Consider the following 25,179-nt stretch of genomic DNA (forward strand, 5'->3'; position numbering starts at 1 on the left):
GCCTCGTGCGAGCACCGCTGCTGGGTGCGGGGTCAGGGTACCGGGGCCGACCCGCTCGCGCGCCCGTCGTGCGGCCGCCGGCGCTGGGAGCGGCCCCGCGCACGGTCCTGCCCACGGCCCTCCCCGCGGTCGGGGGCGTGCTCGCGGGCCTGCTCCGCGGCGTGCAGCAGGCGCAGCGCCGCCAGGAGCTCCTCGGGCAGGTCCTCACCGGCGGCGACCCGGGCGGCCAGCGCGTCGGTGAGGTCGCGCACCTTGCGGTTGGTGTGCTGGGAGAACACCGACAGCGCGCGCCAGGCGGCGTCGGCGTCGCAGCCCAGGCTGAGCATGACCATGCCGACGACGTGCTCGACGAACGGCCGGCGCCGCAGGGCGGTGGTCAGGTGCTCGACCTCGACGTGCAGGGCCTCGGCGCGCGCGGCGGCCCCGGCGCGCACCGCCTCGGCCCGCCGGAGCCGCTCGGCGACCTGCGCGCTCAGCTCCTGGGCGCGCTCGACGGCCGCGCACGCCCTCGCCGCGGCGGCGCGGCTGCGCTCGGCGGCGGTGGTGCTGCGGGCGCGCGCCACGGCGAGGTCCTCGGCCAGCGAGCGCACCGCCTCGCCCGCCTCGTGCAGCTCGGCGCGCAGCTCGGCCGCGTCGCGGCGGGCCGTGTCCAGCAGGACGGGCAGCTCGCAGCCGGTCTCCACCGCGGGCTGCTCGGTCAGCGGGTCCACGCGTCGATCCTCCCCTCCGGGGACAGGCGGGCCGGCGGGGCCGGCGGGCGCGGCCGGGGTGCGACCGCGGGCCGCCGCCCGTGGGGGGAGGCTAGCGGCGGGGCGGCGGGCCGTCTCGCCGGCGGCGCGTCACGCGCCCGCCGCGTCCCAGGCGGCGATGCCGCCGCGCAGGTGCACGACGTCGTCGCGGCCGCTCCCGCGCAGCGCGCGCAGCGCCCGCGCCGAGCGGGTGCCGCCGGCGCAGTGCAGCACCACCGGCTGCCCCGCCGGCACGCGCGCGGGGTCGGCGAGCAGCTCGGCCAGCGGCACCAGGACCGAGCCGGGGATGGCGTGCGCGGCGTGCTCGTCGGGTTCGCGCACGTCCACCAGCACGAAGCCGTCGCGGCCGGCAGCGCGCTCGCGCAGGCGGTGCGCCAGCTCGGCGGCCTCGACCTCCGGCACGTCCGGCGCGTCCGCCCCGTCGGCGCCCGCCGCCTCGGGGGAGGGTTCGCGGTCCGGCGCCCCCTCGACGGGCTCGAGGGCGGTGACCGGGGCGCGGCGCGGGTCCGGCGCCAGGCGCAGGGAGCGCCACGTGCCCGCCAGGGCGTCGTGCACGAGGACCTGCCCGAGCAGGCTGCGCCCGGCGCCGGTGATCAGCTTGAGCGCCTCGGTGACCATCGCCGAGCCCACCGCGGCGCACACCGCGCCCAGCACGCCGGCCTCGCCGCAGGAGGGCACGGTGCCCGGCGGCGGCGGGGCGGGGAAGAGGTCGCGGTAGGTGGGCCCGCGCCCGTCCCAGAACACCGCGACCTGCCCGTCGAAGCGCAGCACCGCCCCCCACACCCACGGCACCCCGGCCAGCACGCACGCGTCGTTGACGAGGTAGCGGGTGCCGAAGTTGTCGGAGCCGTCCACGACGAGGTCGTAGCCGGAGACGACCTCCAGGGCGTTCTCGACCGTCAGCCGCCCCGGGTGCGTGACCACCCGCACGAGGGGGTTCAGCCGCGCCACGGCGTCGGCGGCGCTGTCCACCTTGGGCCGGCCGACGTCGGCGGTGCCGTGCAGCACCTGCCGGTGCAGGTTCGACTCCGAGACGTCGTCGCCGTCGACGACGCCGAGGGTGCCCACGCCGGCGGCCGCCAGGTACAGCAGCGCCGGGGAGCCCAGCCCGCCGGCGCCGACGACGAGGACGCGCGCGGCCTTCAGGCGCCGCTGGCCCAGCTCGCCGACGCCCGGCAGCAGCAGCTGGCGCGCGTAGCGGGCGCGCTCCTCGCCGGTCAGCTCCGCGGCGGGCTCCACCAGGGGGCCGGGGGACGCGGGGGACGGGGGGGACGCGGGGGACGGGGGGTTCACGCGCCCTCCCCGAACTGCGCCAGCCCCTGCCAGGGGGAGGACGCCTGCGCCAGCGCGCGCCGCGGGACGCGCCCGGCCAGGTGCGCGGCGCGCCCGGCCAGCACGGCGTGGCGCATCGCGGTGCCCATCAGCTCCGGGTCGTGGGCGCGGGTGACGGCGGTGGCCAGCAGCACCGCGTCGCAGCCCAGCTCCATCGCCAGGGCCGCGTCGGAGGCGGTGCCGATGCCGGCGTCGAGGACGACGGGCACGCAGGCGCGCTCGACGATGAGGGCGATGTTGTGCGGGTTGAGGATCCCCAGGCCGGTGCCGATGGGCGCGCCCAGCGGCATCACGGCCGCGCAGCCGGCGCGCTCCAGGCGCAGGGCCAGCGCGGGGTCGTCGTTGGTGTAGGCCAGGACGGTGAAGCCGTCGTCGACGAGCTGCTCGGCGGCGTCGAGCAGCTCGACGGCGTCCGGCAGCAGGGTCTCCTCGTCGGCGACGACCTCCAGCTTCACCCAGTCGGTGCCCAGCGCCTCGCGGCCCAGGCGCGCGGTCAGCAGCGCCTCGCGCGCGGTGCGGCACCCGGCGGTGTTGGGCAGCACCTGCACGCCGGCGCGCTCGAGCACGTCGAGCAGGGAGCCGCGCGCGGCGGGGTCCACCCGGCGCAGCGCCACCGTGGTCAGCTCCGTGCCCGAGGCGCGCAGCGCCCGCTCGAGCACGTCGTGGTTGGCGGCGCCGCCGGTGCCGGTGATCAGCCGGGAGGTGAACTCCCGCCCGGCGATGGTCAGCGGGTCGTGCGCGGTGGCGCGCAGCGTCGGCGCGCTCACCCGCCCGCCACCGCCCGCACCAGCTCCAGGCGGTCCCCCGCCGCCACGGGCGTGGACCCCCACGCCCCGGCGGGCACCACCTCCTCGCCCAGCGCCACCGCCGTGCCGCGCCCGGCCTCCAGCCCGGGGGCGAAGGCCGCCACCACGTCGGCGACGCTGGCGCCGTCCGGCACGCGCAGCGCCTCGCCGTTCACCAGCACCTCCAGCTGCTCCGCCAGGACCGCCCGCTCGAACCCGCTCACCGCACCCCCACCTCCTCGCGGGCCGCGGCCCGCGCTCCGAACCGGCCCGGGTCGCACGCGGCGACCTCGGGCGGGACCTCGACGCCGTCGGCGAGGTCGGCGACCGCGTCGGCCGTCACCCCCGACAGCAGCACCCCGTTGCGGTGGTGGCCCACCGCCAGCAGCAGCCCGGGCACCTCGCCGAACCCGATCAGCGGCAGGTTGTCGGGCGAGCCGGGGCGCGAGCGCGCCAGCACCTCCACCAGCTCCAGCTCCGCCACGGCCGGCACGAGGGCCTGCGCGTCGCGCAGCAGGTCGTGCACGCCGCCGGCGGTGACGGTCTCGTCGAAGCCGCGGTCCTCGCTGGTGGCGCCGACGACGAGCTCGCCGTCCTCGCGCGGCACGAGGTAGACGTCGCGGTCGCGCACGACGCCGCGCACGGTGCGCTGCAGCACGTGCTCCCCCTCGGGCATGCGCAGCCGCGCCACCTGCCCCTTGACCGGGCGCACCGGCGCGTGGGCCTGCGCGCGCGCCCCGGTGGCCAGCACCACCAGCGGCGCGCGCACCTCCCCGCCGCCGGCCAGGCGCACGCCCACCGCGCGCCCGCCCACCCGCAGGACCTCCCCCCGCGCGGGCAGCACCTGCACACCGCGGCGCCCGGCGGCCGTGCGCAGCGCCCGCAGCAGCGAGCGCGGGTCCACCTGGTGGTCGCCGGGCACGAGGGTCCCGCCGGAGACGGCCGGGTCCAGCAGCGGCTCCAGGCGCCGGCACTCCCGCCCGCTGAGGGCCCGCACGTCCAGCCCGAGGCGCTCCTGGGTGCGGCGCACGTCGGCCAGGCGGGCGCGGTCGCCGGCGTCCAGGGCCACCACGAGCGTGCCGCAGGCGCGGTGCGCGACGGGCGAGCCGGAGGCGGCGGCCGCCTCGGCGGCGTAGCGGGCGAAGCCCTCCGCGGCCAGCAGCCCCAGGCCCAGCAGGTCGTGCTCGCCGTGGTGCAGCTCGCTGACGGGGGCCAGCATCCCGGCGGCGGCGCGGGAGGCGCCCTCGCCGGGGTCGGGGTCGACCAGGACCACGGAGCGGCCGCGCTCGGCCAGCCGCCACGCGCACGCGGTGCCCACCACGCCGCCCCCCAGGACGACGACGTCGCACGTCAGCACGGCACCCTCCCTCCGCCGGCACGACCCGGAGCAGGTTCGACGGTCGGCGAGTGCGCTCGCCCTCTCAGCCCGCGATCCCGGGCTCCCGTGGTGCGCTCACCCTACCTGCGGCTGCTGGCACACTCGCGCGGGTGCCGAGCGCCCCGGGGACCCCCGCCACCACCGACCCGCGGGCGGCGCTGCGCGCCGCCCGCCTGTACCTGTGCACCGGCGCGCGCCGGCGCGAGGGCGACCTGGAGCAGTTCCTCGACGCGGTGCTGGCCGCCGGCGTGGACGTCGTGCAGCTGCGCGAGAAGCACCTGGAGGCGGCCGAGGAGCTGGAGCTGCTGCAGGTGCTGGCCGCCGCGGCCGCCCGCCACGGGCGCCTGCACGCCGTCAACGACCGCGCCGACGTGGCCGCCACCGCCGGCGCGCCCGTGCTGCACCTGGGCCAGCGGGACCTGCTGCCGGCGGCCGCGCGGCCCCTGGTGGGGCCGGCGACGGTGATCGGCCGCTCGACGCACTCCCCGGCGCAGTTCGACGCCGCGGTGGCCGACGCGGACGTGGACTACGCGTGCGTGGGCCCCACCTGGGCCACCCCGACCAAGCCCGGCCGCGCGGCCACCGGCCTGGAGCTGGTGCGCCACGCGGCCGCGAGCGCCGGCGCCACCCCCTGGTTCGCCATCGGCGGCATCGACCCGTCCACCGTGGAGCAGGTCGTGGACGCCGGCGCGCGGCGGGTCGTCGTGGTGCGGGCCGTGACGGAGGCGGACGACCCGGCCGGGGCCGTCGCGGCGCTGCTGCGCGCGCTGCCGGGACCGGCCGCGGGCTGAGCCGGCCGCCGGCTGAGCCGGGCGCGGTCAGGACGGCGGTGCGGGCCGGGCGCGCTGCGGGTACGGGGTCTCACCGCGCGCGAGCATCGCGACGAACTGCGCGATGCGGCGCTCGCGGGTCTCGGCCCGCTTCACCGAGCCCAGGCGGTGGATCAGGGCGTAGCGGTTCGTCCTCGTGAGCACCTCGAACATCGCCCGCGCCGCCGGGTCGGCGGCGATCGCGGCGGCGAGGTCGTCCGGCACCTCGGCCTCCGACGGGGGCGCGTACGCGGCCGCCCAGCGCCCGTCGGCCTGCGCCGCGGCCACCGCCGCGCGGCCCGCCGGCAGCACCCGGCCCTCGGCCTCGAGGCGGGCCACGTTCGCCACGTTGCGCTGCGACCAGGCGCTGCGCGGCCCGCGCGGGGTGTAGCGCACCAGCGAGGTGTGCTCGTCGCGCCTGCGGCCCTGCCCGTCGATCCAGCCCACGCACAGCGCCTCGTCCACGGCCTGCTGCCACGTCAGCGACGTGACCGTGCCCCCCTTGCGGCCCAGCGCCAGCCACACCCCCGGCGAGGTGGCGTGGTGCTCGAGCAGCCACGCGCGCAGCGCGGCGGCGTCCGCGACGACCAGCTCCTGAAGCTCCCCGCTCCCGGTCACGGCTCCACGCTAGGTGCCGCCCCCGACACCACCGCCGACACCGCCCGGGGCCGGGGCGGGGACGGCGGGCGGGGCGGGGGCCGCCAGGGAGCCCAGGTGCGCGCCGGCGGCGCGCGCCAGCGCGCGCAGCGTCTGCTGCTGGGTGCTGTTCAGCGTGCGCGGTCGCTGGTCGAGCACGCACACGGTGCCCAGCAGGTGCCCGGCGGCGTCGGTGACGGGGGCGCCGGCGTAGAAGCGCACCCGCGGGCCGCCGGTGACCATCGGCAGGTCGCGGAAGCGGGCATCCAGGGTGGTGTCGGGCACCTGCAGCAGCTCACCGGCGTCCAGGGCGTGCCGGCAGAAGCTGCGCTCGCGCGGGCCGGTGAAGGGCGCGAGGCCCACCGTGGCGCTGACGTGCTGCTCCCGCTCCCCGACGAAAGTGACCGCGGCGGCGGGGACCTCGGCCACGCGCGCGGCGATGGCGCTCAGCTCGCGCAGCACCGGGTCCTCCGGTCCCGCGGCGGCGGCGTGCCGGTCGGCGGAGCGGGCGCGGGCGCGCTCCGCCGCCGGGTCCGGCGCGCCGGGCGCGGGCCCCTCGGACGCGGACGCGGGCGCCGGGGTGGACGCGGTGAAGTCCAGGAGCTCGACCTGCTCGGCGGGCACCGGGCGGCTGAAGTGGTAGCCCTGCAGCAGGTCGTAGCCCATCTCGGCCAGCAGCGTGCGCGTGGCCTCGTCCTCCACCCCCTCGCCGACCACCTCCAGGTCCATGCGCTGCGCCAGCTGCGCCACGGCGCGCACGATCGCCTCGTCCCCGCCGCCGCGCAGCGCACCGGCGACGAAGCGGCGGTCCACCTTCAGCTCGTCCAGGGGCAGGTCCTGCAGCATCGCCAGGCTGGTGTAGCCGGTGCCGAAGTCGTCCAGCGCGATGCGCACCCCCAGCGCCCGCAGCTGCGCCAGGGTCGCGGCGGCGCGGCGCGGCTGGGCGGTCACCGCGGACTCGGTGACCTCCAGCGCCAGCAGGTGCGCGGGCACGCCGGCGCGCTCGAGGTGGGCGCGCACCTGCTCGGCCAGCCCCTCGTGGGCGAGCAGGCGGGCGGACAGGTTCACCGACACGCGCAGCGGGCGCCCGCGGCGCGCCCACGTCGCGGCCTGCTCCAGCGCCTCGCCCAGCACGCGGTCCGTCAGCCCCACGATCACCGAGGTGCGCTCGGCCAGGGGCAGGAAGGCGCCGGGGGGCAGCAGCCCGCGCTCGGGGTGCTGCCAGCGCACCAGCGCCTCCACCCCGCGCACCCGCCGGCTGTGGGCGTCGACGAGCGGCTGGTAGTGCACGCGCAGCTGCCCCTCGGCCACCGCGGTGCGCAGCTGCGCCTGCAGCTGCAGCTCCCCGGCGCTGCGCTCGTCCATCTGCGCCTCCCACAGCGCGGCGGGGCGGTCGGCGCGCCGGGCCGCGTGCAGGGCGGTGTCGGCGCGCTGCAGCAGGGTCGTCAGGTCGGTGCCGTGCTGCGGGGCGAGCACCACGCCAAGGGTGACGTCGACGTCGACGTCGATGCCGTCCACCGCGAAGGGGCCGCCGACCCCGCGGGTGACCTCCTCCACCAGGCGGTTCAGGTCCACGCCGGGGGCGCCGCCGCGCACCGGCTGCGGCAGGCGCGGCAGCCACACCGCGAAGTCGTCGCCGCCCAGGCGGGCGACGGCGCCGAGCCGGCCGGTGGTGCGCAGCTGGGCGCGGGCCACCTGCCGCAGCAGCTCGTCGCCGCCGTCGCGGCCCAGCGCCTGGTTCAGCTCGCCGAAGCGGTCCAGGTCCAGCAGCACCAGCGCCCCCGGGCGCTCGGGGTCGGCGGCGGCGAGGTCGCGGGCGACGACCTGCGCCAGGCCGCGCTCGTCGAGCAGGCCGGTCAGCGCGTCGGTGGTGGCCAGCAGCCGGGTCCGCCGGGTCAGCAGCCCCGTGATCGCGCCGGTGGAGGCGGTGATGACCACGAGCAGGACCACGTGCAGCGCGGCGGAGCCCGGCGGCTGCCCCGCGCGCAGCGCCAGGGAGGTGACGACCAGCGCCGCGGTGCTGTGGACCACCGCCTGCCGCCGCGGCAGGAAGAGCGCGCCGTAGACGACCACCCAGCCGGTGAACATCGCCACCGCCGCGCTGGGCAGGCCCCCGCCGGCGGCGTGCACCGCCGTCGCGATCACCCCGGTGCTGGACAGGACCAGCACGTGCGCGGCGGGCACCGGCAGGCGCCGCGCGCGCACGAGCCCGGCGCACACGAGCAGCGCCAGAGCGCCCAGCACGGCCGTCAGGGGCCGGTCCACCCCGCCCCAGGCGCCGCTCGCGGCCACCGCCTGCAGCAGCACGCCGCCCGTGCCGAAGAAGACGGCCAGCGTCACGCGGCTGTCGATCACGGTCTCGTCCTCCTCCCGGGCGTCGGTGCGCGGGCCACCTGCGGCTGGAGGGCACCTGCACAGGGGCATCGACGCGCCGGGGGCGCCGCTGAAGGAGGACCACCCGTCGGGCGGCAGCGGCCCGCGCTCCCGCGGGCACGTGCACCCGCACCGGGGCCTCAGGTCGTCCCCACCTCCAGCGTGGGCCAGCGCTCGCGCGCCCACGCCAGCCAGGTGGACCACCCCGGCGGCGGGCCGGGCACGTCCGCGCCGGCGAGCTCGTCGGGCCCGGGGGCCTCGAAGCGCTCGCGCCAGGCGGCGACGTCGGCGGCGGGCATGGGGAAGTTCTCGTGGGGCGCGCTCGCCCAGCGCTGCGCGATGCGGGCGAGCTGCACGTCCGGTGCGACGGGCAGGTGCACGACCCGGCAGGACGCGCCGACCTCCCCGGCCAGCCGGCGCAGCGCCGAGCGCTCGTCCCGGCTCCACAGGCCGAAGTCCAGCACCACGCCGGTGCCCAGCTGCAGCACCCGCAGCGCCACCGTGATCAGCCGGCCCTCCAGGACGTCGCGCCTGCCGCCGCCGTCCAGGGACTCGCCGAGCAGCGGGCGGTGCCACTCGTCGGGGGTCAGGCGCAGCGCACCGCGCGACCTCGCCAGCTCCCGCGCCAGGGTGGTCTTGCCGGCGCCGGGCAGCCCGACCATCAGGAAGAGCGTGGCGGTGGAGGCAGGGGGGAGGCGAGGGGGCACGAGGACGCTCCGGGCACCGGGGCTCCGACGGGGGGACGGCCCATCCACGCTACCCGCGCACCCGTGCGCTCGCGGGACCGCGGCCGCCTCGCACGGCGGTGACGGTGGGGGCGGTGCGCGCTACCGTGGGTCCGTGCTCCGGCTCACGACCTCCTTTCCCCGCCCTCGGCTGCTGAGCAGCCGTGAGGGCGCCGAGGTCTGCCGGTAGCCGCTCACGGGGCCGTCGGCCGGGGGTGGAACCTCCCCGCACCGACCACGCGAAGGAAACCCCGTGAACACCTCCGTCCCTCCCCCGCGCTCCGCCCTGCTGCCCGCGCGCGACCTGCTCGCGGCGCTGGAGCTGCGCGGCCTGACCGACCCCGCCCAGGGCCCGCACGCGGTGCAGCTGCTGCTCGACGAGGTGCTGGCCGCCCTCGTCGGCGAGTGGGGCTGCGACCTGCGGCTGCGTCGGCTGCACCCCCTGGTCGCGGTCGAGGACAACTACGACCGGCTGGGGTACGCACCCGGTGACGTCACCCGCGACGCGCGCTACAGCCGCTACGTCGCCGAGAACGTGATGCTGCGCAGCCACACCAGCGCGGGCGTGCCGCTGGTGCTGCGGGAACTGGCGGCCGCGCGTGCGGCCGTGGCGGACCCCGGGAGCCGGCTCGACGTGCTGCTGGCGCTGCCGGGGGTGGTGCACCGCCGCGACAGCATCGACCGCCTGCACGTGGGCACGCCGCACCAGGTGAACCTGTGGCGCATCGTCGAAGCTCCCGGCGCGCTGCCCGGCCCGGACGACCTGCGGCGCACGGTGGCCGTGGTGGTGCGGGCCGTGCTGCCGGGGGCCGAGTGGCGCACCACCCCGGCGGTGCACCCCTACACCCGCGAGGGGGTGCAGGTGGACGTGCGCACCGACGCGGGGTGGGTCGAGCTGGCCGAGTGCGGCCTGATCGCCGAGCACGTCGTGGCCGGGGCCGGCCTGGACCCGGCGCGCGTCGGCGGGCTGGCGCTGGGCACCGGCCTGGACCGAGCCGTGATGCTGCGCAAGGGCATCGACGACATCCGCCTGCTGCGCTCGGACGACCCGCGGGTGGCCGCGCAGCTGCAGGACCTGCTGCCCTGGCGGCCGGTCTCGCACCGGCCCCCGGTGCGCCGGGACCTGTCCGTCGTCACCGACGGCGACGTCGACGCGGAACTGCTCGGCGACGCCGTGCGCACCGCCCTGGGCGGCGCCGCCGAGGACCTCGAATCGGTGGACGTGCTCGCCTCCACCGCCCACGAGGACCTGCCGCCGGCGGTGCGCGAGCGGCTGGGCACCCGGCCCGGGCAGGTGAACGTGCTGCTGCGGGTGGTGCTGCGCCCCCTCGGCCGCACGTTGACCGACGAGGAGGCGAACCGGCTGCGCGACCGCGTCTACGCCGCCGTGCACCGCGGGCCGGTCACGGAGTGGGCCTGCGGGTGAGCCCGGGACGGGGTCCCGCCGCGGCGGGACCCCGTCGGCGTTGATGCCGCCCCCGTCGCTGACGCGGGACCGCGCGCCGGGACCCCGGGGGCGTTGCGCCCGCGCGCGGTCGCGGCGACGCTGGCGCCGTGAAGCGCCGCTGGGTTCCCGCCCCCGCACCGCGGGACGCCGGTGCGAGGGTCCACGGCCCGCTGCTGCTGGGCGAGGCACCTGGCATCCGCGCGGAGCTGGACCACGTGCAGGCCCACGCCGAGCCGGCCGGGCTGGCGCTGCACGTGCTGGTGCGCGCCGAGGGCGTGCAGGCCGAGGCCGCGCGGCGCCAGGTGTCCGCCGAGTTCCGCGAACCCCTCGACCCGGCGGGCGGCAGGCCCGACCTCGGCTCGCGGCCCGTGCTGCGCGTGGCGATCGGCGACCTCGACGACGAGGTGCACCCGGCGCCGTGGGCGGTGCGCACGCACGAGGACCGGGCCACCGGCGAGGTGCGCTTCTCGATGGAGGGTCGCTGCTGGGTCGACGAGCTGCCCGCCGACGGCCGGGTGCGCGTGAGCGTCTCCTGGCGGCAGGCCGGGCTGCCCGAGTCGCACCGCACCCTCGTCCTGCCCGTCGGCGGCCCGGACGTCCCCGACGCACCCCGTCCACCGTGATCGCGCGCGCACGACCGCCGTCTCCGGTCAGGTGTCGGCGCGCACCGGTCCTGGCGCCGCGGGAGGTCGGCTGGGCAGCATCGCAGGCATGGAGACCCCGTCCGGCTCCGACCGGCACCGCGAGGAGGCCCGCGGACGTCCCCCGGCGCGCGGCACCCCCACCGGGTCGGCCGCGGTCCAGCTGAGCCGGCTGGCGCGCGACCTGCAGCAGCAGCTCGACGCCCCGGCCACGATGCAGCACGTCGTCGACTGGGCCGTGCAGCTCGTCCCGGGCGCCGAGCACGCCTCGGTCAGCCTGGTGCACCGCCGCCGGGAGATCACGTCCGCCGCCGTCACCGGCGAGGTGCCGCGCCGCTTCGACCAGCTGCAGCAGGAGGTCGGGCAGGGCCCCTGCCTGGACGCGATGTACGAGCACGAGACGGTGCGCGTGGACGACCTGGCCGGCGAGGCGCGCTGGCCGGAGCTGGCGCGGCGCTGGGGCGAGGTGGGGGTGCGCAGCGCCCTGTGCCTGCAGCTGTTCGTGCGGGGGCAGGACCTCGGCGCGCTCAACGTGCTGGCGGCGCGCCCCGGCGCGTTCGACGACGAGTCGGAGCACTGGGGGCTGCTGGTGGCCAGCCACGGCGCGGTCGCGCTCGCGGCGGCGGTGGAGATCGAGGGGCTGACCCGGGCGACGGTGAACCGCACCGTGATCGGGCAGGCCGAGGGCATCCTCATGGAGCGGCTGGGGATCAGCGCCGAGGTGGCGTTCGCGGTGCTGGTGCGCACCAGCCAGGACGTCAACCGCAAGCTGCACCTGGTCGCCGAGGACCTCGTGCGCACCGGGAAGCTGCCCACCGCGTCCACCGGCCAGGCCCGCCGCGGCGAGCGGTGACGGCCCGGCGGCCGGGGCGCGTCGGGCGTCCAGCGGGCGCGGGGTCGCCGGCACCGCCGCCTCCGCCGCGGTACCGGCGCTACTGCGCGCAGACCACGCCGATGCACTGCGGGCTCGCGGCGTTGCGGCGGGCGCGGTTGCCGCCGCCGTCGACGACCCCGGCGGCGTTGATGCCGTACCGGGCGCTGCCGCGCACGTCGTTGCCGCGCAGCGTCAGGCCGGCGCGTTCCGGCACGTACGGCGTCGAGACCAGGATGCCGTCCGGGGCGGGCTCGCCCTGCTCGTCGGGCACGTCCTGGTAGCCGCTGCCGGTGACGCGGTTGCCCTCCACGACGATGCCGTCGTAGCCCTGGAAGGTCCGGTCGGCGTGGATGCCGGCGGAGCGGGTGTCCCGGACGCGGTTGTGCCGCAGGGCGGTGTTCTCGTGCCGGGCGCCGCTGAGGACCACGCCGTTGCGCGTGCCGGTGAAGGTGTTGCGCTCCACGACGACCTCGAAGGTGAACTCGCCCAGGGACAGGCCGGCCCCGCCGCGGACGCGGTTGCCGGCGTAGCGCAGTCCCGCGGTCTCGCTGAAGGCGCCACCGGACCCCATCGCGTTGCCCAGCACCCGCACCTCCAGCACCGCCTGCGCGCTCGCGCCCTCTGGCAGGTGGTTGCGCTCGACGACGAGGAGGTCGCCGTCGACGGCCGAGACGCCGCGCACCCGGGAGTCGCGCACGCTGAAGCCGTCGAACAGCGCGGCGCTGACCGCGCCGTCGCTGCGCAGGCGGGTGATGCCGGTGCGGGCGACGTGGGCGGCCTCGACCGCGCGGGAGTAGCCCTCGACCCTGCCGCCGCCCACGCTGACGTCGGTGACGGTGCTGCCGGCGTCCTCGAAGCGGTCGAAGCCGATGCGGATGCCGGGCGCACCGTCCCCGGACGAGCCCGCGCGGCGGCGCACGGTGTGCCCGTCGAGGTCGATGGTGGTGCCGGACTCCGTCACCACCAGGGCGGTGCCCGGACAGGTCAGGTCCTCCGTCAGCACGACCGTGCCGGAGACCTCGGCCCCGCACGTGATCGGCGCGGCCGGTGCGGCGGCCGACGCCACCGGCGCGGCCAGCAGGGCCAGCGGCAGCACGACCGCGGCGGCGAGCACCCTCGTGACGTCCTCCACGCGCGTTCTCCCTCGAACTGCGGCTCCCGGACCTGCCGTGGTGACGACGTGCAGCCTAGCGGCCCGCGAGCGCGGAGTCAGGTGCTCCGGCGCAGGCAGCCGGGTCCGCGCGGTGCGCCTGGCCCAGCCGGATGACCTCGTCGAGCTTGTCGCGCGTGGCGGTCAGCTCCTCGAGCTGCTCCTGCACGCGGGCGCGCTCGGCGAGCAGCCGCTCGTGCATCTCGTCGGTGAGCACGCCGTGCTCCATGCACGGCAGGATCCGCAGGACGGCCCTGCTGCCGAGCCCGGCGGCGTAGAGGTTCTGGATGAACCTGACCCGCTCGACCGCCGAGGGCGGGTAGTGGCGCTGCCCGCCGGCGCTGCGCTCGGCGCTCAGCAGGCCCTGCTCCTCGTAGTAGCGCAGCGCGCGGACGCTGACCCCCGCCAGCGCGGCGACCTCCCCGATGCGCACGCGTCCTCCTCCCCGCCCGGTCCCGGACTTGACCCTGACGTCGGCGTCAGGTCTTAACGTAGCGGCCATGACCACCGCACTCGTCACCGGGGCCAACCGCGGCCTCGGCCGCCGCTTCGCCGCCGAACTGCTCCAGCGGGGGGCGAAGGTCTACGCCGCCGCCCGCCGGCCGGAGAGCGTCGACCTGCCCGGCGCCCACCCGATCGCCCTGGACGTCACCGACCCGGACGCCGTCGCCGCGGCCGCCGCCCTGGCCACCGACGTCGACCTGCTCGTCAACAACGCCGGCATCTCCACCGGCGCCACGCTGCTCGGCGACCTCGACGGCGTGCGCGCCGAGATGGACGTGAACTTCTGGGGCACGCTGTCGGTGGTGCGCGCCTTCGCCCCCGTGCTCGCGGCCAACGGCGGCGGCACGGTCGTGAACGTCGCCTCCGCGCTGTCCTGGTTCGCCTTCCCGGGCTCGGGGGCGTACGCGGTCTCCAAGGCCGCGAACTGGAACATGTCCAACGCCCTGCGCCTGGAGCTGGCCGGGCAGGGCACGCAGGTCACCTCCGTGCACCTGGGCCTGGCGGACACGGACATGGCCGCGGGGTTCGACGGCCCGAAGACCGACCCGGCCGTCGTCGTCCGCCGCACGCTGGACGCCGTCGAGGCCGGCGACCTCGAGGTGGTCGTCGACGAGTGGAGCGCCGACGTCAAGGCCTCCCTGGCCGAGGACCCCCGGACGTTCTACGCGCGGTTCCTGACGACCTGAGCGGCAGCGGCGTCAGCCCGCCTCGCGCGCCCAGGCGTTCGCCCACTCCTCCAGCGCCCCGCCGGCCAGGGCGTCGCGCAGGTCCAGCAGCGCGGTGAGCCGGTCGGTGCCGAGCCCGGCGAGCGCGACGACCGTCGCGGCGCGCACCGCGTGGTCGTGGAGGTCCTCGCGGGTGAGCCGGTGCAGGTCCGGCAGCCGGCCGGCGGTGCGCGGGTGCGCGCGCCAGCGCTCGACGCGGTCCCACAGCTCGCGGGTGTCACGGGTCTCGCGGGTCTCGGGGGTGCTCATGCGCGTGCCTCGCTCGTCGTGCTCGTCGGGGTGGCGGGACGCGCTCCTGCGGAGCCGCCTGCCCGGTGCGGCCGCGCCGGACGGCCGGACCGGGTGGTCCCACCCCCTGCACAACACCGCGCGGGCCCCTCCCCGACCCGCGCGGGGTGTCGCGTGCGCCACACCGCCACGGTCGCCCCACGGCCTCGCGCCCCACGGCCTGCGCCCCGCGGCCTGGCGCGCCGCGGAGCGCGCTGGCACGCTCCCGCCGTGACCGAGCGCTCCCGCCACCTCAGCGTCCACGTCGACCGGCCGGTGGCCGAGGTGTACGCCTTCGCCTCGGACCCGGCCAACCTGCCGCTGTGGGCGCCGGGCCTGGGCGGGCCGCTGGTGCACGAGGACGGCGCGTGGTCCGTGCTCACCCCGCACGGGCGCGCCCGCCTGGAGATGACCCCCCTCAACGAGCACGGCGTCCTGGACCACGTGGTGACCACGCCCTCCGGGGAGCGGGTGCACGTGCCGCTGCGGGTGGTCGCGGACGGCGCGGGCAGCGAGGTGGTGTTCACGCTGCGCCGCGCGCCCGGCACGAGCGAGGAGGAGTTCGAGCAGGACGCCGAGCGCGTGAACGCCGACCTCGCGCTGCTCAAGCAGGTGGTCGAGGCCGGGGCCGCCGGGGGCGCCGGCGGCCCCGCGGGGGCGTGAGCCTCACGCCACCCGGCAGCGCAGCGGCTCGCCGGCCAGCGCCCGGGCGGTCTCCTCGGCGGCCAGGCGCTGCAGGTCCGCGACGGAGTCGTCGGAGAAGTACGCCGCGTGCGGGGTCAGCAGCACCCCGGGCAGGCGGCGCAGCGGCGAGTGCGCCGGCAGCGGCTCGGGGTCGGTGACGTCGAGCGCGGCCCCGCCCAGGCGCCCGCTGCTCAGCGCCTCGACGAGGGCGTCGGTGTCCACCAGGCCGCCGCGGGCGGTGTTCACCAGCACCGCGCCCGGGCGCAGCCGGGCGAACGCGGCGGCGTCGAGCAGGTGCCGGGTGGCGCCCGTCAGCGGCAGGTGCAGCGAGATCGCGTGCGAGCGCTCCAGCAGCTCCTCGAAGCCCACGGCGCCGATCCCGCGCGCGGCCAGCGCGAGGGGGTCGGCGTAGGGGTCGTGGGCCAGCACCGTGAACCCGAAGGGGGCCAGGCGGTCGGCGACGGCGGAGCCGATGCGCCCGGTGCCCACCAGGCCCACGGTGGTCGAGCGCGAACCGGGCAGCGGCGCCAGGCTCGCCGGGTCCACCCAGCCGTGCTCGCGCACCGCGCGGTCGAAGCGCGGCAGCTTGCGCAGCAGCGCCAGCAGGCAGGCGGTGGCGTGGTCGGCGACGGTCTCGCTGCCGTAGTCGGGCACGTTGGCGACCGCCACCCCGGCGGCGCGGGCGGCGTCGAGGTCGACGTTGTCCACGCCCACGCCGTAGCGCACGACGGTGGCGCCGGGAGCCATCGCGCGCAGCACCGCGGCGGTGACCGGGGCGAAGTTCACCAGGGCCACGTCCGCGCCGGCGACGGCCTCGACGGTCTCGGCCTCGGTGCGGCAGCGGTGCTCGGAGAACTCCGCGCCGGCGCGCTCGGCGGCGGCGCGCTCGCGCTCGAGGTCGGTGAAGGCGTGGTCGGTGACCACCACGCGCGTCACCGCAGCACCCCGCGCGCGGCGAGGTTGCCCATCAGGGCCGTGATGCCGAACTCCCACGGCGGCGCCTCCTCGGAGGCGGTGACGGTGTTCACCAGGGTCCCCAGGCGCTCGGCGGAGACGGCGACGACGTCGCCGCGGGCGTGGGTGAAACCCTCCCCGGGCCGGTGCCGGTCGTCGGTGGGGGCGAACATCGTGCCGGTGAAGAGGACGAACCCGTCCGGGTACTGGTGGTGGCGCCCGCACGCGTGGGCGACCAGGTCCAGCGGGTCGCGGCTGATCTCGGCCATCGAGCTCCTCGCCTCCAGCACGTAACCCTCCGGGCCCTCCACCCGCAGGGACACCTCGGTGCGGCGCACGTCGTCCACGCCGAACCCGTCGTCGAACAGCCGCAGCACCGGGCCGATCGCGCAGGAGGCGTTGTTGTCCTTCGCCTCCGTCAGCAGCAGCGCGCTGCGGCCCTCCAGGTCGCGCAGGTTCACGTCGTTGCCCAGGGTGGCGCCGACGGCGCGGCCGCGGGAGGTGACCGCCAGCACCACCTCGGGTTCGGGGTTGTTCCACGTCGAGCGCTCCAGCACGCCGACGTGGGCGCCCACGCCGACGGCGGAGAGCACCGGCGCCTTGGTGAAGACCTCCGGGTCCGGGCCGATGCCCACCTCCAGGTACTGCGACCACAGCCCCTCGGCGAGCAGCACCTCCTTCACGCGCGCGGCCTCGGGCGAGCCGGGGACCACCGAGGAGACCGCCCCGCCGACGACGCCGGCCAGGCGGGCGCGGACCTCCTCGGCGCGCAGCGGGTCGCCCGCGGCGCGCTCCTCGATGACCCGCTCCAGCATGCTGCGCACGAACGTCACGCCCGCGGCCTTGAGCACCTGCAGGTCCACCGGCGCCAGCAGGTGCGCCGCGCCGCGCCGGCGCGCCAGCGTGGCGTCCAGCACCCCGCCCAGCGGCCAGGTGCGCCCGCCGGGCGCCGAGCGCACCAGGTCCACGGCGTCCTCGCGCTCCAGCAGCGCCGAGACCGTGGGCACCAGGCCCGTCAGGTCCACCAGGTCCTCGCCGCGCACGGCGGCCACGCACGGCCCGCCGACCTCCGGGTCGTGCACGCGCGCCACCAGGGTGGCCGCGGCGGCGTCGCGCGGCAGCACCGCGTCGCGGTGGGTGCCCAGGTCCATCGTTCCTCCCCCGTCCGTGGCCGCGCCGGTGCGGCCCGTCAGCGACCCTGCCAGGCCGGGCGCCGGTGGTCGAGGAACGCAGCCACGCCCTCGGTGAAGTCGGCGCTGCCGTACACGCGCGCGTACACGTCGTCGTGCTCGACGGCGGCGGCGCGCTCGTCGAGGCGGCGGCCGAACTCCTTGGCGGCGGCCACCGACAGCGGCGCGCACGCCGACACCCGCGCCAGCAGGTCCACGACGAGCCCGTCGAACTCGGTCGCCTCCACCACGGCGCGCACGAACCCCGCCGCCAGCGCCTCCTGCGCACCGGCCAGGCGCCCGGTCAGCAGCAGCTCAGCCGTCAGGGCCCGCCCCAGCGCGGCGCGCAGCCGGGCCGTGGTGCCCGGCGAGACGCAGTTGCCCAGCGTGCGGGCCACCGGCGCGCCGAAGCGCGCCGAGGCGGTGGCGTAGACGAGGTCGCAGCACGCCAGCAGCGCCAGCCCGCCGCCGACGGCCGGGCCGTCGACGAGCGCGACGACGGGCACCGGCAGCGCGCGCACCGCGTCGAGCACCGCGGTGATGCGCCCCTCGTACGCCACGCCGTCCCCGCCGGTGCGCACGGCGGTCAGGTCGGCCACGTCGGTGCCGGCGGCGAACGCGCCGCCCTCGCCCTGCAGCACGACCAGGCGCACGCCCGGATCGCCGGCCAGCTCGGCGCACGCCGAGCGCAGCTGCTCGTACATCGCCTCCGTCAGCGCGTTGCGCGCGGCGGGGTTGTCCAGCACGAGCCGCACCAGGGCGCCCTCGCGGACCACGCGGGTCCGCCCCGGGCGCCCCGGCGCAGCGGGCTCGGTCGTCACTCGACGCCGTCCGGTCCGCGCGTCACCGGACGCTGTCGTCCAGCGGCAGGCCGGCCTTCTCGTACAGGGCGCGCCGGCCCTTCTTGTCGTTCTCGTTCTCCTGGCGCGCCCACCTGGCCACCTCCTCGGCCACCTCGAGCGGCACGGCGATGACGCCGTCGCCGTCGCCGACGACGATGTCGCCGGGCTTGATCTGCACGCCGCCGATGGAGACGGGGATGCCGTACGTCTCGTACTCCACGCGCCCCTGCGTCATGGCCTGGTTGCGGTAGGCGGCGAAGATGGGCACGCCCTGCGCGACGCACTCGTCGTGGTCGCGCGCTCCGCCGGAGGTGACGACGGCGGCGGCGCCCTTGACGTGCATGTCGAGGGAGTTGTACGAGCCGATCTCGCCGCAGCCGGCGTCGGGCGACTCCAGCACCACGATGTCGCCCGGGCTCAGCTCCGCGTCCCAGGGCTGGATCTGCACCTCCTTGTACCAGTAGTTCCGCGCCCACTCGGTGTACTCGTCGCCGGTGACCATCGGCACCTGCTTCTGGGTGATCCGCGAGCGCACCGTGAAGGCCGGCCCGCAGAACCTCATGCCCTCGGCGATCGGCATGATGGAGCGGTCGACGCTGCCCTTGTTCGGCATGCCGATCCAGTCCAGCCCGTCGCGGACGTCGGCCACGCGCAGACCCTCGAACAGCTTCACGATCTCGTTGCTCACGTCTGTCCCCGTCTCTCTTCCTGCCGGGCGCGGCCCCCGGTGGGCCGGCCCCGTGCGTGGGCCGTGCGGGCACGGCGGTGGTGGTGACGCGGTCACCAGCTGGTGGCGAGGTAGGTGGTCTCGGTGTACTCGAGCAGCCCCTCGCTGCTGCCCTCGCGGCCCAGGCCGCTCTCCTTGACCCCGCCGAACGGCGCGGCCGGGTCCGAGACGAGGCCGCGGTTGACGGCGACCATGCCCGCCTCGAGCCGCTCGCCCACGCGCAGCGCGCGGGCCAGGTCCTTCGAGTACACGTAGGAGACCAGCCCGTGCGCGGTGTCGTTGGCGGCGGCGACCGCCTCCTCCTCGCCGTCGACGACGACGATCGGGGCCACCGGCCCGAACACCTCCTCGCGCAGCACGGCGGCGCCGGGCGGCACGTCGGCCAGCACGGTGGGGAGGTAGAAGCTGCCCGGACCGGCGGGCGCCTCGCCGCCGGTGAGCACGCGCGCGCCGCGCGCGACGGCGTCGGCGACGAGGCGCTCGACCTTGCGCACCGAGGCGCGGTCCACCAGCGGCCCGCACCCGGTGGCCGGGTCGGAACCCGGGCCGGTGCGCACCGCGGCCATGCGCTCGACGAGCCCGCGGGTGAACTCCCCGGCCACGCGCCGGTCGACGTAGAAGCGGTTGGCTGCGGTGCACGCCTGCCCGCCGTTGCGCATCTTCGCCACCACCGCGCCCTCCAGGGCGGCGTCGACGTCGGCGTCGTCCAGGACGAGGAAGGGGGCGTTGCCGCCCAGCTCCATCGCGCACTTCAGGACCCGGTCCGCGGCGGTGCGCAGCAGCACCTTGCCGACCTCGGTGGAACCGGTGAAGGAGAGCATCCGCACCGCCGGGTGGTGCAGGACGGCGTCGACGACCGGGCCGGGCGAGCTGGTGGTCACCACGCCCACCGCGCCGGCGGGCACGCCCGCCTCGGTGAGCAGGTCGGCCAGCAGCAGCGCCGTCAGCGGTGTCTGCTCGGCGGGTTTGAGCACCGCCGTGCACCCGGCGGCCAGCGCCGGCGCGAGCTTGCGGGTGGCCATGGCGGCGGGGAAGTTCCACGGCGTGACGAGGGCGACCACGCCGATCGGCCTGTGCCGCACGAGGACCTCGTTGCCGCCGCCGGGGGCGCGGCTGAGCCGGCCGGGCACGCGCACGGCCTCCTCGGAGTACCAGCGCAGGAACTCCGCGGCGTAGGCGACCTCCGCGCGCGCGTCGGCGGCGGCCTTGCCGTTCTCGGCGGTGATGAGGGCGGCGACCTCGTCGGTGCGCGCCACGAGCAGCTCGAACGCGCGGCGCAGCACCTCCGAGCGGTGCCGGGGCGCCGCCGCCGCCCACGCCGGGCCCGCGGCCACGGCGGCGTCGACGGCGGCCAGCGCCTGCTGCGCGGTGGCGTCGGGAACGGTGCCGACGACCTCGCCGGTGGCGGGGTCGTGCACCGCGAACCCGGCGCCGCCGCGCACCGCGGAGCCGGCGGCGGTGAGGGTCACGACGCGCTCCCGGCGGTCACCGGCTCGGCGGCGGCGGGCGCGTCGGGCACGGCGGCGGCCGCGAGGTCGCCGGCGTGGGCGGCGCGCAGCAGCGCCAGCGCGGAGGCCTCGTCCAGCGGGCGGGGGTTGTTCTCGACCAGCCGGCGCGCGCCCAGCGCCTCGGCGGCCACCCGGGGCAGGTCCTGCGCGTCCACGCCCAGGGCGGCCAGGTCGCGCGGGATCCCCACGGACGCCAGCAGCTGCGCCACCGCGCGCACCGCCGCCGCGGCCGGGTCCTCCCCGCCGGCGGCGCCCAGGGCGTGCGCGAGCTCGGCCAGCTCCGCGGCGCGCTCGCGGGCGTTGAACGCCATGACGTACGGCAGCAGCGCGCCGACGCCGGCGCCGTGCGAGGTGCGCGTCAGCGCCCCGATCGGGTACTGCAGGGCGTGCGCGGCGGCGGTGCCGGCGGTGCCGAAGGCGTACCCGCCGGCCAGCGCGGCCAGCGCCATGCCCGAGCGGGCCGCCAGGTCGTCGGGCACCTCGCACGCGCGGCGCAGGTGGGCGGCCACCGAGCGCACCGCCAGCAGCGCGAAGACGTCGGTGAGCGCGCCCTTGCCGACGAAGACGCGCTCGTCGGCCAGGCCCGGGGTCAGCGGGCGGCGCACGGCGGTGAACGCCTCGACCGCGTGGCTGAGGGCGTCGGCGCCGGCGGCGGCGGTGACCGCGCGCGGGCACGAGACGGTCAGCTCCGGGTCGCACACCGCGGCCGCGGGTACCAGGTGCGCGCTGGAGATGCCCACCTTGGTGGTGCGCTCGGGGTCGGTGACCACCGCCACCGGCGTGACCTCCGAGCCGGTGCCGGCCGTGGTGGGCACGGCCACCACCGGCGCCACCGGCCCGGGCACGCGGTTCTCGCCGTAGAACCCCTGCAGCGGGCCGGGGTGGGCCAGCTGCAGGGCCACCACCTTCGCCAGGTCCAGGCAGCTGCCGCCGCCCAGGCCGACGACGACGTCGGCGCCGCCGCGCCGGGCGGCCTCGAGCGCGCGCGGCACCTGCGCCAGCGGCAGCTCGGGGGCGGCCTCGTCGAAGACGCTGACGGCCACGCCCCGCGAGCGCAGCAGGGCGACGAGCTCGGGCAACGCCGGGCCGGAGGCCAGGTGCGCGTCGGTGACGACGAGGGCGCTGCCGCCGGTGCGGGCGACGACGTCGCCCAGGGCGTGGCGCTGCCCCACGCCCAGCAGCACGGTGCGCGGGGCGCGCAGCACCCCCGCCGCCGCGCCGGCGAGCGCAGCCGCCGCGGTGGTGCGCCCGCCGGTGGGGTCTCCTGCGGTGTCCACGGTCAGTCCTCTCCTCGACGGGTGCGGTGCGGTGCGGCCGCGCGGTGCAGCCGGGTCAGCTCGCGGTAGGCGCCGGCGCCCTCGCCCGCGCGCGCGGCCTCCTGCGCGCTCAGCTCCCGGCGCACCACGGCGGGCACGCCCGCCACGAGGGAGCCGGGCGGGACGACGGTGCCCTCGCGCACGACGGCGCCGGCGGCCACGAGGGAGCCGCGCCCCAGCCGGGCGCCGGTGAGCACGACCGCGCCCATGCCGACCAGGCAGCCGTCCTCGACGACGCAGCCGTGCAGGACGGCGCGGTGCCCGACGGTGACGTCGGCGCCGATCAGGACGGGGCCGTGCTCGTCGGCGTGGGCGACGCAGCCGTCCTGCACGTTGCTGCTGGCGCCGACCTCGACGCGGGCGCCGTCGGCGCGCAGCACGCAGCCGTACCAGACGCTGGCGCCCTCGCCCAGGTGCACGTCGCCGGCCAGCACCGCGCCGGGGGCCACCCACGCGCCGGGGTGCACGTGCGGGGCGCGCTCGCCCAGGGCCAGCAGCACCGGCGCGCTCACGCCGGCCCCGCGGGGGCGGGCACGGGCAGGCCGTAGCAGCGGGTGGCGGTGCCGCCGCGCACCAGCGCCAGGTCGTCCGCGCCGGCGCCGGCGGCCACCACGGCCGCGTCCAGGTCCGCCCACGCGCGCCCGTACGGCGCGCGCAGCAGCACCACGGGCCAGTTGCTGGCCAGCATCAGCCGCCCGGGCCCGAACTCCTCGAGCACGTGCGCGACGTACGGGCGCAGCGCCCGCGGGTTCCAGGAGGTCCACGCGGTCAGCGCGTCGACGCCCACGGAGACCTTCAGCGCCACGCCCGGCACGCGGGCCAGCTCGGCGACCAGGCCGGCCCACGGCTGCCGGGCGCCGGTGTCCAGCGGCGGGCGGGCCAGGTGGTCGACGACCACGCGCAGCTCGGGCACCGCGCGCGCCAGCGCCACGACCGCGGCGACCTGCTCGGGCGTGACGGGCACGACGTCCCACGCCAGCCCGGCGGCGGCCAGCTCGCGGAAGAGGGCCACCACGCCCGGTTCGGCCAGCCACGCCAGCGGGTCGCGCCCGACGAGGGCGCGCACCCCGCACCAGCGCGCGGTGTCGGCCCGCTCGAGCTCGGCGCGCGCGGCGGCCGGGTCCGAGACGGGCAGCCAGCCCACCACCCCGGCCACGGTGCCGGCCCGCGCCGCGTAGGCGGCCAGGCGGTCGTTCTCGGCGGCCTCGTCCACCGACTGCATGAGCACGGTGGCGCCCACCCCGGCGGCGGACAGCTCCGGCGCGAGGTCGGCGGGGCCGTAGTCGCGCTCGAGGGAGGCGTGCGCGGGGGTGCGCCAGGCGGACTGGTCGGCCTCCCCCCAGCGCCAGTAGTGCTGGTGCGCGTCGACGACCCCGCTCACGGCTGCTCCCCCCTCGCTCATCGCCCCTCCCAGCGGGGGCTGCGGTGCTCCAGGAAGGCGGCCACGCCCTCGCGGAAGTCCGCGCTGCCGTAGCAGCGCTCCAGCAGGTCCTCGTCCTCGGCGCCGGCGCCGGCGGCGGCCACGCGCCGGTCGATCTCCTTCAGCGCGGCCAGCGTCAGCGGGGCTCCCGCGCACAGGCGCCGCACGAGGTCGGCCACGCCCTCCTCCAGCTCCTGCGGGGCCAGCACGGCGTGCACGAAACCCGCCTCGGCGGCCTCCCGGGCGTCCAGCAGGCGCGCGGTCAGCAGCACCGCGGTGGTGCGCGCCGCGCCCAGGCGCTGCTGCAGGCGCGCCACCACGGCCGCCGGCAGGCAGTTGCCCAGCGTGCGGGCGACGGGGGCGCCGAAGCTCGACGAGGGGGTGGCCACCAGCACGTCGCACACCGCGGCGATGGCCAGCCCGGCGCCGACGGCCGGGCCGTCCACGACGCCCAGGACCGGCACGCGCACCTCCAGCAGGCGCTGCAGGACCCGCCCGACGCGGCGCTCGTAGGCGACCCCGTCGGCGCCGCCGGTGAACAGCGGGAACTGCGAGACGTCGGTGCCGGCGGCGAACGCGCCGGGGGCGCCGCGCAGCACCACCAGGCGGGTGGCGGGGTCGGCGTCGACCGCGTCGCACAGGGCCAGCAGCTGGTCGTACATCGCCCAGGTCAGGGCGTTGCGCCGGCGCGGGTTGCTCAGCTGCGCGTGCAGCACCGGGCCCTCGCGGCGCACCAGCACCCGCCCCGGCGCGTCCGGCGGCGCCGCGGTCTCCCCGCTCACGGTTCCACGACCGCCCGCTCGAGCACCTCGTCGGTGTGCTGCCCCAGCAGCGGCGGCGGGCGGCGGATGGTCGTGGGGGTGGCGCTCAGGCGCAGCGGGGAGGCGAGCACCGGCACCTCGCCCTCGACGGGGTGCTGCACGTGCTGGACCATGCCGCGCGCCTTGACGTGCGGGTCGTCCTGCAGCACCTGGCGGTAGTCCTGGATGGGCCCGGCGGGCACGCCCGCGGCCAGCAGCAGCTCGACCCACTCGGCGGTGTCGCGCTGCGCGAAGCGCTCCTCGAGCACCTGCACGAGCTGCGCGCGGTTCTCCATGCGGGCGGTGTTGGTGGTGAAGCGCGGGTCGTCGGGCAGGTGCGGCAGGTCCACCGCCGCGCACAGCCGGCGCCACAGCCGGTCGTTGTTCGCCCCGACGGTGACGTAGCCGTCGCGCGTGGCCAGCGCCTGGTAGGGCGCCGACATGCGGTTGGCCGAGCCCAGCTTCGCCGGCACGCGGCCGGTCTCCCACAGCTCGGTGGACTCCCACACCGCCAGCGCCAGCGCCGACTCGAACAGCGAGGTCTCCACGCGCTGGCCGCGCCCGGTGCGCCGGCTGCTGATCCAGGCGGCGAGGATGCCGACGGCGCAGAACAGCCCCGAGCCGAGGTCGGCGACCGGGATGCCGCTCTTGACGGGGCGGCCGTCGGGTTCGCCGGTGATGCTCATGACGCCGGTCATGGCTTGGGCGATGAGGTCGTAGCCGGGGCGGTCCGCGTACGGGCCGGACTGCCCGAACCCGGAGATGCTGGCGTACACCAGCGCCGGGTTCAGCTCGGCCAGGGTCTCGTAGTCCACGCCGAGGCGGGCGGCGACACCGGGGCGCCAGTTCTCCACCACCACGTCGGCGGTGGTGACCAGCCGGTGGAACTCCAGCAGGCCCTCCTCGGACTTCAGGTCCAGCGCGACGCTGCGCTTGTTGCGGTTCAGGGCCATGAAGGCGCGGCTGTCGTCCCCGCGGCCGGTGCGGCCCCAGGAGCGGCGGGTCTGGTCGCCCGCCTCGGGGTTCTCCACCTTGACGACGTCGGCGCCGAGGTCGGCCAGCACCATCGTGCAGAACGGCCCGGCCATCACCTGCGTCAGGTCCAGCACCCTCATGCCCGCGAGCGCGCCGGGCGGCTGCGCCCCGCGGTCCGGGTCCGCGGTCGTGTCCATGGTCTCCACCTCTCGTTCCCGGGCGCCCGAGGCGCCCGTGCCCCGGGGGGGGGGGGGGGGGGGGGCGGCCCCGGCGGCCGGGGGGGCGGGGGGGGGGGGGGGGGGGGGTGGGGGGGGGGGGGGAGGGGGGGGGGGGGGGGGGGGGGGGGCCGGGGGGTGGGGGGTGGCGGGGGAGGGGGGGGGGGGTTGGGG

27 protein-coding genes and 1 riboswitch are annotated in these 25,179 nt (G+C 78.1%); of the genes, 6 read left to right on the forward strand and 21 right to left on the reverse strand.

The annotated features are described in order from the left end of the window. Window positions 1–32: 32 nt before the first annotated feature. The 5 genes from ACRYMN_RS15235 to thiO form a co-directional block, all read right to left on the reverse strand. Window positions 33–710, reverse strand: coding sequence for an ANTAR domain-containing protein (locus ACRYMN_RS15235; RefSeq protein ID WP_432496756.1), 678 nt, complete (start codon window positions 708–710; stop codon window positions 33–35). Between the two features lie 129 nt (window positions 711–839). Then, on the reverse strand, window positions 840–1,988 hold the full coding sequence (gene moeB, locus ACRYMN_RS15240) for a molybdopterin-synthase adenylyltransferase MoeB (RefSeq protein ID WP_432496759.1): 1,149 nt from the start codon (window positions 1,986–1,988) through the stop codon (window positions 840–842). 50 nt (window positions 1,989–2,038) lie between these two features. After that, window positions 2,039–2,848 (reverse strand): thiazole synthase, encoded by an 810-nt coding sequence (locus ACRYMN_RS15245; RefSeq protein ID WP_432496762.1) that lies wholly within the window; start codon window positions 2,846–2,848, stop codon window positions 2,039–2,041. Then, complete coding sequence (gene thiS / locus ACRYMN_RS15250) at window positions 2,845–3,090, reverse strand: sulfur carrier protein ThiS (protein WP_432496764.1); 246 nt, start codon at window positions 3,088–3,090, stop codon at window positions 2,845–2,847. Before thiS ends, ACRYMN_RS15245 begins: the two co-directional genes overlap by 4 nt. Further along, on the reverse strand, window positions 3,087–4,223 hold the full coding sequence (gene thiO, locus ACRYMN_RS15255) for a glycine oxidase ThiO (RefSeq protein ID WP_432496767.1): 1,137 nt from the start codon (window positions 4,221–4,223) through the stop codon (window positions 3,087–3,089). Before thiO ends, thiS begins: the two co-directional genes overlap by 4 nt. Continuing rightward, window positions 4,213–4,322, reverse strand: a riboswitch (TPP riboswitch). It overlaps the preceding gene by 11 nt. Before the next feature lie 32 nt (window positions 4,323–4,354). Here thiO and thiE point away from each other — a divergent pair. Further along, entirely contained in the window at window positions 4,355–5,035 is a 681-nt protein-coding gene (thiE, locus tag ACRYMN_RS15260) for a thiamine phosphate synthase (protein WP_432496769.1), read from the forward strand. Window positions 5,036–5,062: 27 nt separating this feature from the next. Here the strand turns inward: thiE and ACRYMN_RS15265 are convergent, their stop codons facing one another. From ACRYMN_RS15265 to ACRYMN_RS15275, 3 genes are all read right to left on the reverse strand, one after another. Next, complete coding sequence (locus ACRYMN_RS15265; RefSeq protein ID WP_432496772.1) at window positions 5,063–5,671, reverse strand: YdeI/OmpD-associated family protein; 609 nt, start codon at window positions 5,669–5,671, stop codon at window positions 5,063–5,065. Between the two features lie 9 nt (window positions 5,672–5,680). After that, complete coding sequence (locus ACRYMN_RS15270; RefSeq protein WP_432496774.1) at window positions 5,681–8,044, reverse strand: EAL domain-containing protein; 2,364 nt, start codon at window positions 8,042–8,044, stop codon at window positions 5,681–5,683. Between the two features lie 158 nt (window positions 8,045–8,202). Then, window positions 8,203–8,724: a P-loop nucleotide/nucleoside kinase family protein gene (locus ACRYMN_RS15275; RefSeq protein ID WP_432496776.1), complete on the reverse strand. Its 522-nt coding sequence runs from the start codon at window positions 8,722–8,724 to the stop codon at window positions 8,203–8,205. Between the two features lie 316 nt (window positions 8,725–9,040). Between ACRYMN_RS15275 and srmL the strand changes: the two genes are divergently transcribed. The 3 genes from srmL to ACRYMN_RS15290 all read left to right on the forward strand — a co-directional run bounded on the left by srmL (window position 9,041) and on the right by ACRYMN_RS15290 (window position 11,728). Then, a complete protein-coding gene (gene srmL / locus ACRYMN_RS15280) occupies window positions 9,041–10,213 on the forward strand; it encodes a PheS-related mystery ligase SrmL (RefSeq protein ID WP_432496779.1) in 1,173 nt (390 codons plus the stop codon). Window positions 10,214–10,341: 128 nt separating this feature from the next. Next, on the forward strand, window positions 10,342–10,857 hold the full coding sequence (locus ACRYMN_RS15285) for a hypothetical protein (RefSeq protein ID WP_432496781.1): 516 nt from the start codon (window positions 10,342–10,344) through the stop codon (window positions 10,855–10,857). A gap of 88 nt (window positions 10,858–10,945) precedes the next feature. Beyond that, window positions 10,946–11,728 (forward strand): GAF and ANTAR domain-containing protein, encoded by a 783-nt coding sequence (locus ACRYMN_RS15290; RefSeq protein WP_432496784.1) that lies wholly within the window; start codon window positions 10,946–10,948, stop codon window positions 11,726–11,728. 79 nt (window positions 11,729–11,807) lie between these two features. On the opposite strand, the gene ACRYMN_RS15295 is transcribed toward ACRYMN_RS15290, so the two are convergent. Next, window positions 11,808–12,881, reverse strand: a complete 1,074-nt coding sequence (locus ACRYMN_RS15295) for a right-handed parallel beta-helix repeat-containing protein (protein ID WP_432496786.1) — start codon at window positions 12,879–12,881, stop codon at window positions 11,808–11,810. Between the two features lie 55 nt (window positions 12,882–12,936). Continuing rightward, window positions 12,937–13,332 (reverse strand): MerR family transcriptional regulator, encoded by a 396-nt coding sequence (locus ACRYMN_RS15300; RefSeq protein ID WP_432496788.1) that lies wholly within the window; start codon window positions 13,330–13,332, stop codon window positions 12,937–12,939. A gap of 67 nt (window positions 13,333–13,399) precedes the next feature. Here ACRYMN_RS15300 and ACRYMN_RS15305 point away from each other — a divergent pair, with 67 nt between their 5' ends. Continuing rightward, entirely contained in the window at window positions 13,400–14,089 is a 690-nt protein-coding gene (locus ACRYMN_RS15305; RefSeq protein ID WP_432496790.1) for an SDR family oxidoreductase, read from the forward strand. Between the two features lie 12 nt (window positions 14,090–14,101). Here ACRYMN_RS15305 and ACRYMN_RS15310 read toward each other — a convergent pair whose 3' ends face one another. Then, window positions 14,102–14,377: a hypothetical protein gene (locus tag ACRYMN_RS15310; RefSeq protein WP_432496793.1), complete on the reverse strand. Its 276-nt coding sequence runs from the start codon at window positions 14,375–14,377 to the stop codon at window positions 14,102–14,104. Window positions 14,378–14,626: 249 nt separating this feature from the next. Between ACRYMN_RS15310 and ACRYMN_RS15315 the strand changes: the two genes are divergently transcribed. After that, window positions 14,627–15,058 (forward strand): SRPBCC family protein, encoded by a 432-nt coding sequence (locus ACRYMN_RS15315; RefSeq protein ID WP_432496796.1) that lies wholly within the window; start codon window positions 14,627–14,629, stop codon window positions 15,056–15,058. A gap of 3 nt (window positions 15,059–15,061) precedes the next feature. Here the strand turns inward: ACRYMN_RS15315 and ACRYMN_RS15320 are convergent, their stop codons facing one another. The 10 genes from ACRYMN_RS15320 to ACRYMN_RS15365 all read right to left on the reverse strand — a co-directional run bounded on the left by ACRYMN_RS15320 (window position 15,062) and on the right by ACRYMN_RS15365 (window position 24,987). Further along, window positions 15,062–16,015 (reverse strand): C-terminal binding protein, encoded by a 954-nt coding sequence (locus tag ACRYMN_RS15320; protein WP_432496798.1) that lies wholly within the window; start codon window positions 16,013–16,015, stop codon window positions 15,062–15,064. Then, window positions 16,012–17,184, reverse strand: coding sequence for a fumarylacetoacetate hydrolase family protein (locus tag ACRYMN_RS15325; RefSeq protein WP_432496800.1), 1,173 nt, complete (start codon window positions 17,182–17,184; stop codon window positions 16,012–16,014). Before ACRYMN_RS15325 ends, ACRYMN_RS15320 begins: the two co-directional genes overlap by 4 nt. 38 nt (window positions 17,185–17,222) lie before the next feature. Further along, a complete protein-coding gene (locus ACRYMN_RS15330) occupies window positions 17,223–17,978 on the reverse strand; it encodes an enoyl-CoA hydratase (RefSeq protein WP_432496802.1) in 756 nt (251 codons plus the stop codon). Window positions 17,979–18,045: 67 nt separating this feature from the next. Next, window positions 18,046–18,732: an RraA family protein gene (locus ACRYMN_RS15335; RefSeq protein WP_432496804.1), complete on the reverse strand. Its 687-nt coding sequence runs from the start codon at window positions 18,730–18,732 to the stop codon at window positions 18,046–18,048. Window positions 18,733–18,824: 92 nt separating this feature from the next. Continuing rightward, window positions 18,825–20,240, reverse strand: coding sequence for an NAD-dependent succinate-semialdehyde dehydrogenase (locus ACRYMN_RS15340; RefSeq protein ID WP_432496807.1), 1,416 nt, complete (start codon window positions 20,238–20,240; stop codon window positions 18,825–18,827). Beyond that, window positions 20,237–21,484, reverse strand: coding sequence for an iron-containing alcohol dehydrogenase (locus ACRYMN_RS15345; RefSeq protein ID WP_432496825.1), 1,248 nt, complete (start codon window positions 21,482–21,484; stop codon window positions 20,237–20,239). Before ACRYMN_RS15345 ends, ACRYMN_RS15340 begins: the two co-directional genes overlap by 4 nt. A gap of 74 nt (window positions 21,485–21,558) precedes the next feature. Then, the gene (locus tag ACRYMN_RS15350; RefSeq protein ID WP_432496809.1) at window positions 21,559–22,107 is read right to left on the reverse strand and encodes a gamma carbonic anhydrase family protein; all 549 of its coding nucleotides are present in this window, start codon (window positions 22,105–22,107) and stop codon (window positions 21,559–21,561) included. After that, window positions 22,104–22,976 (reverse strand): amidohydrolase family protein, encoded by an 873-nt coding sequence (locus ACRYMN_RS15355; RefSeq protein ID WP_432496812.1) that lies wholly within the window; start codon window positions 22,974–22,976, stop codon window positions 22,104–22,106. Before ACRYMN_RS15355 ends, ACRYMN_RS15350 begins: the two co-directional genes overlap by 4 nt. 17 nt (window positions 22,977–22,993) lie before the next feature. After that, complete coding sequence (locus ACRYMN_RS15360) at window positions 22,994–23,797, reverse strand: enoyl-CoA hydratase (protein ID WP_432496815.1); 804 nt, start codon at window positions 23,795–23,797, stop codon at window positions 22,994–22,996. Beyond that, window positions 23,794–24,987, reverse strand: coding sequence for a CaiB/BaiF CoA transferase family protein (locus tag ACRYMN_RS15365; RefSeq protein WP_432496818.1), 1,194 nt, complete (start codon window positions 24,985–24,987; stop codon window positions 23,794–23,796). Before ACRYMN_RS15365 ends, ACRYMN_RS15360 begins: the two co-directional genes overlap by 4 nt. Window positions 24,988–25,179 lie beyond the last annotated feature (192 nt).

The organism is Kineococcus gypseus (assembly GCF_050871305.1).
GTDB classification, from domain to species: domain Bacteria; phylum Actinomycetota; class Actinomycetes; order Actinomycetales; family Kineococcaceae; genus Kineococcus; species Kineococcus gypseus.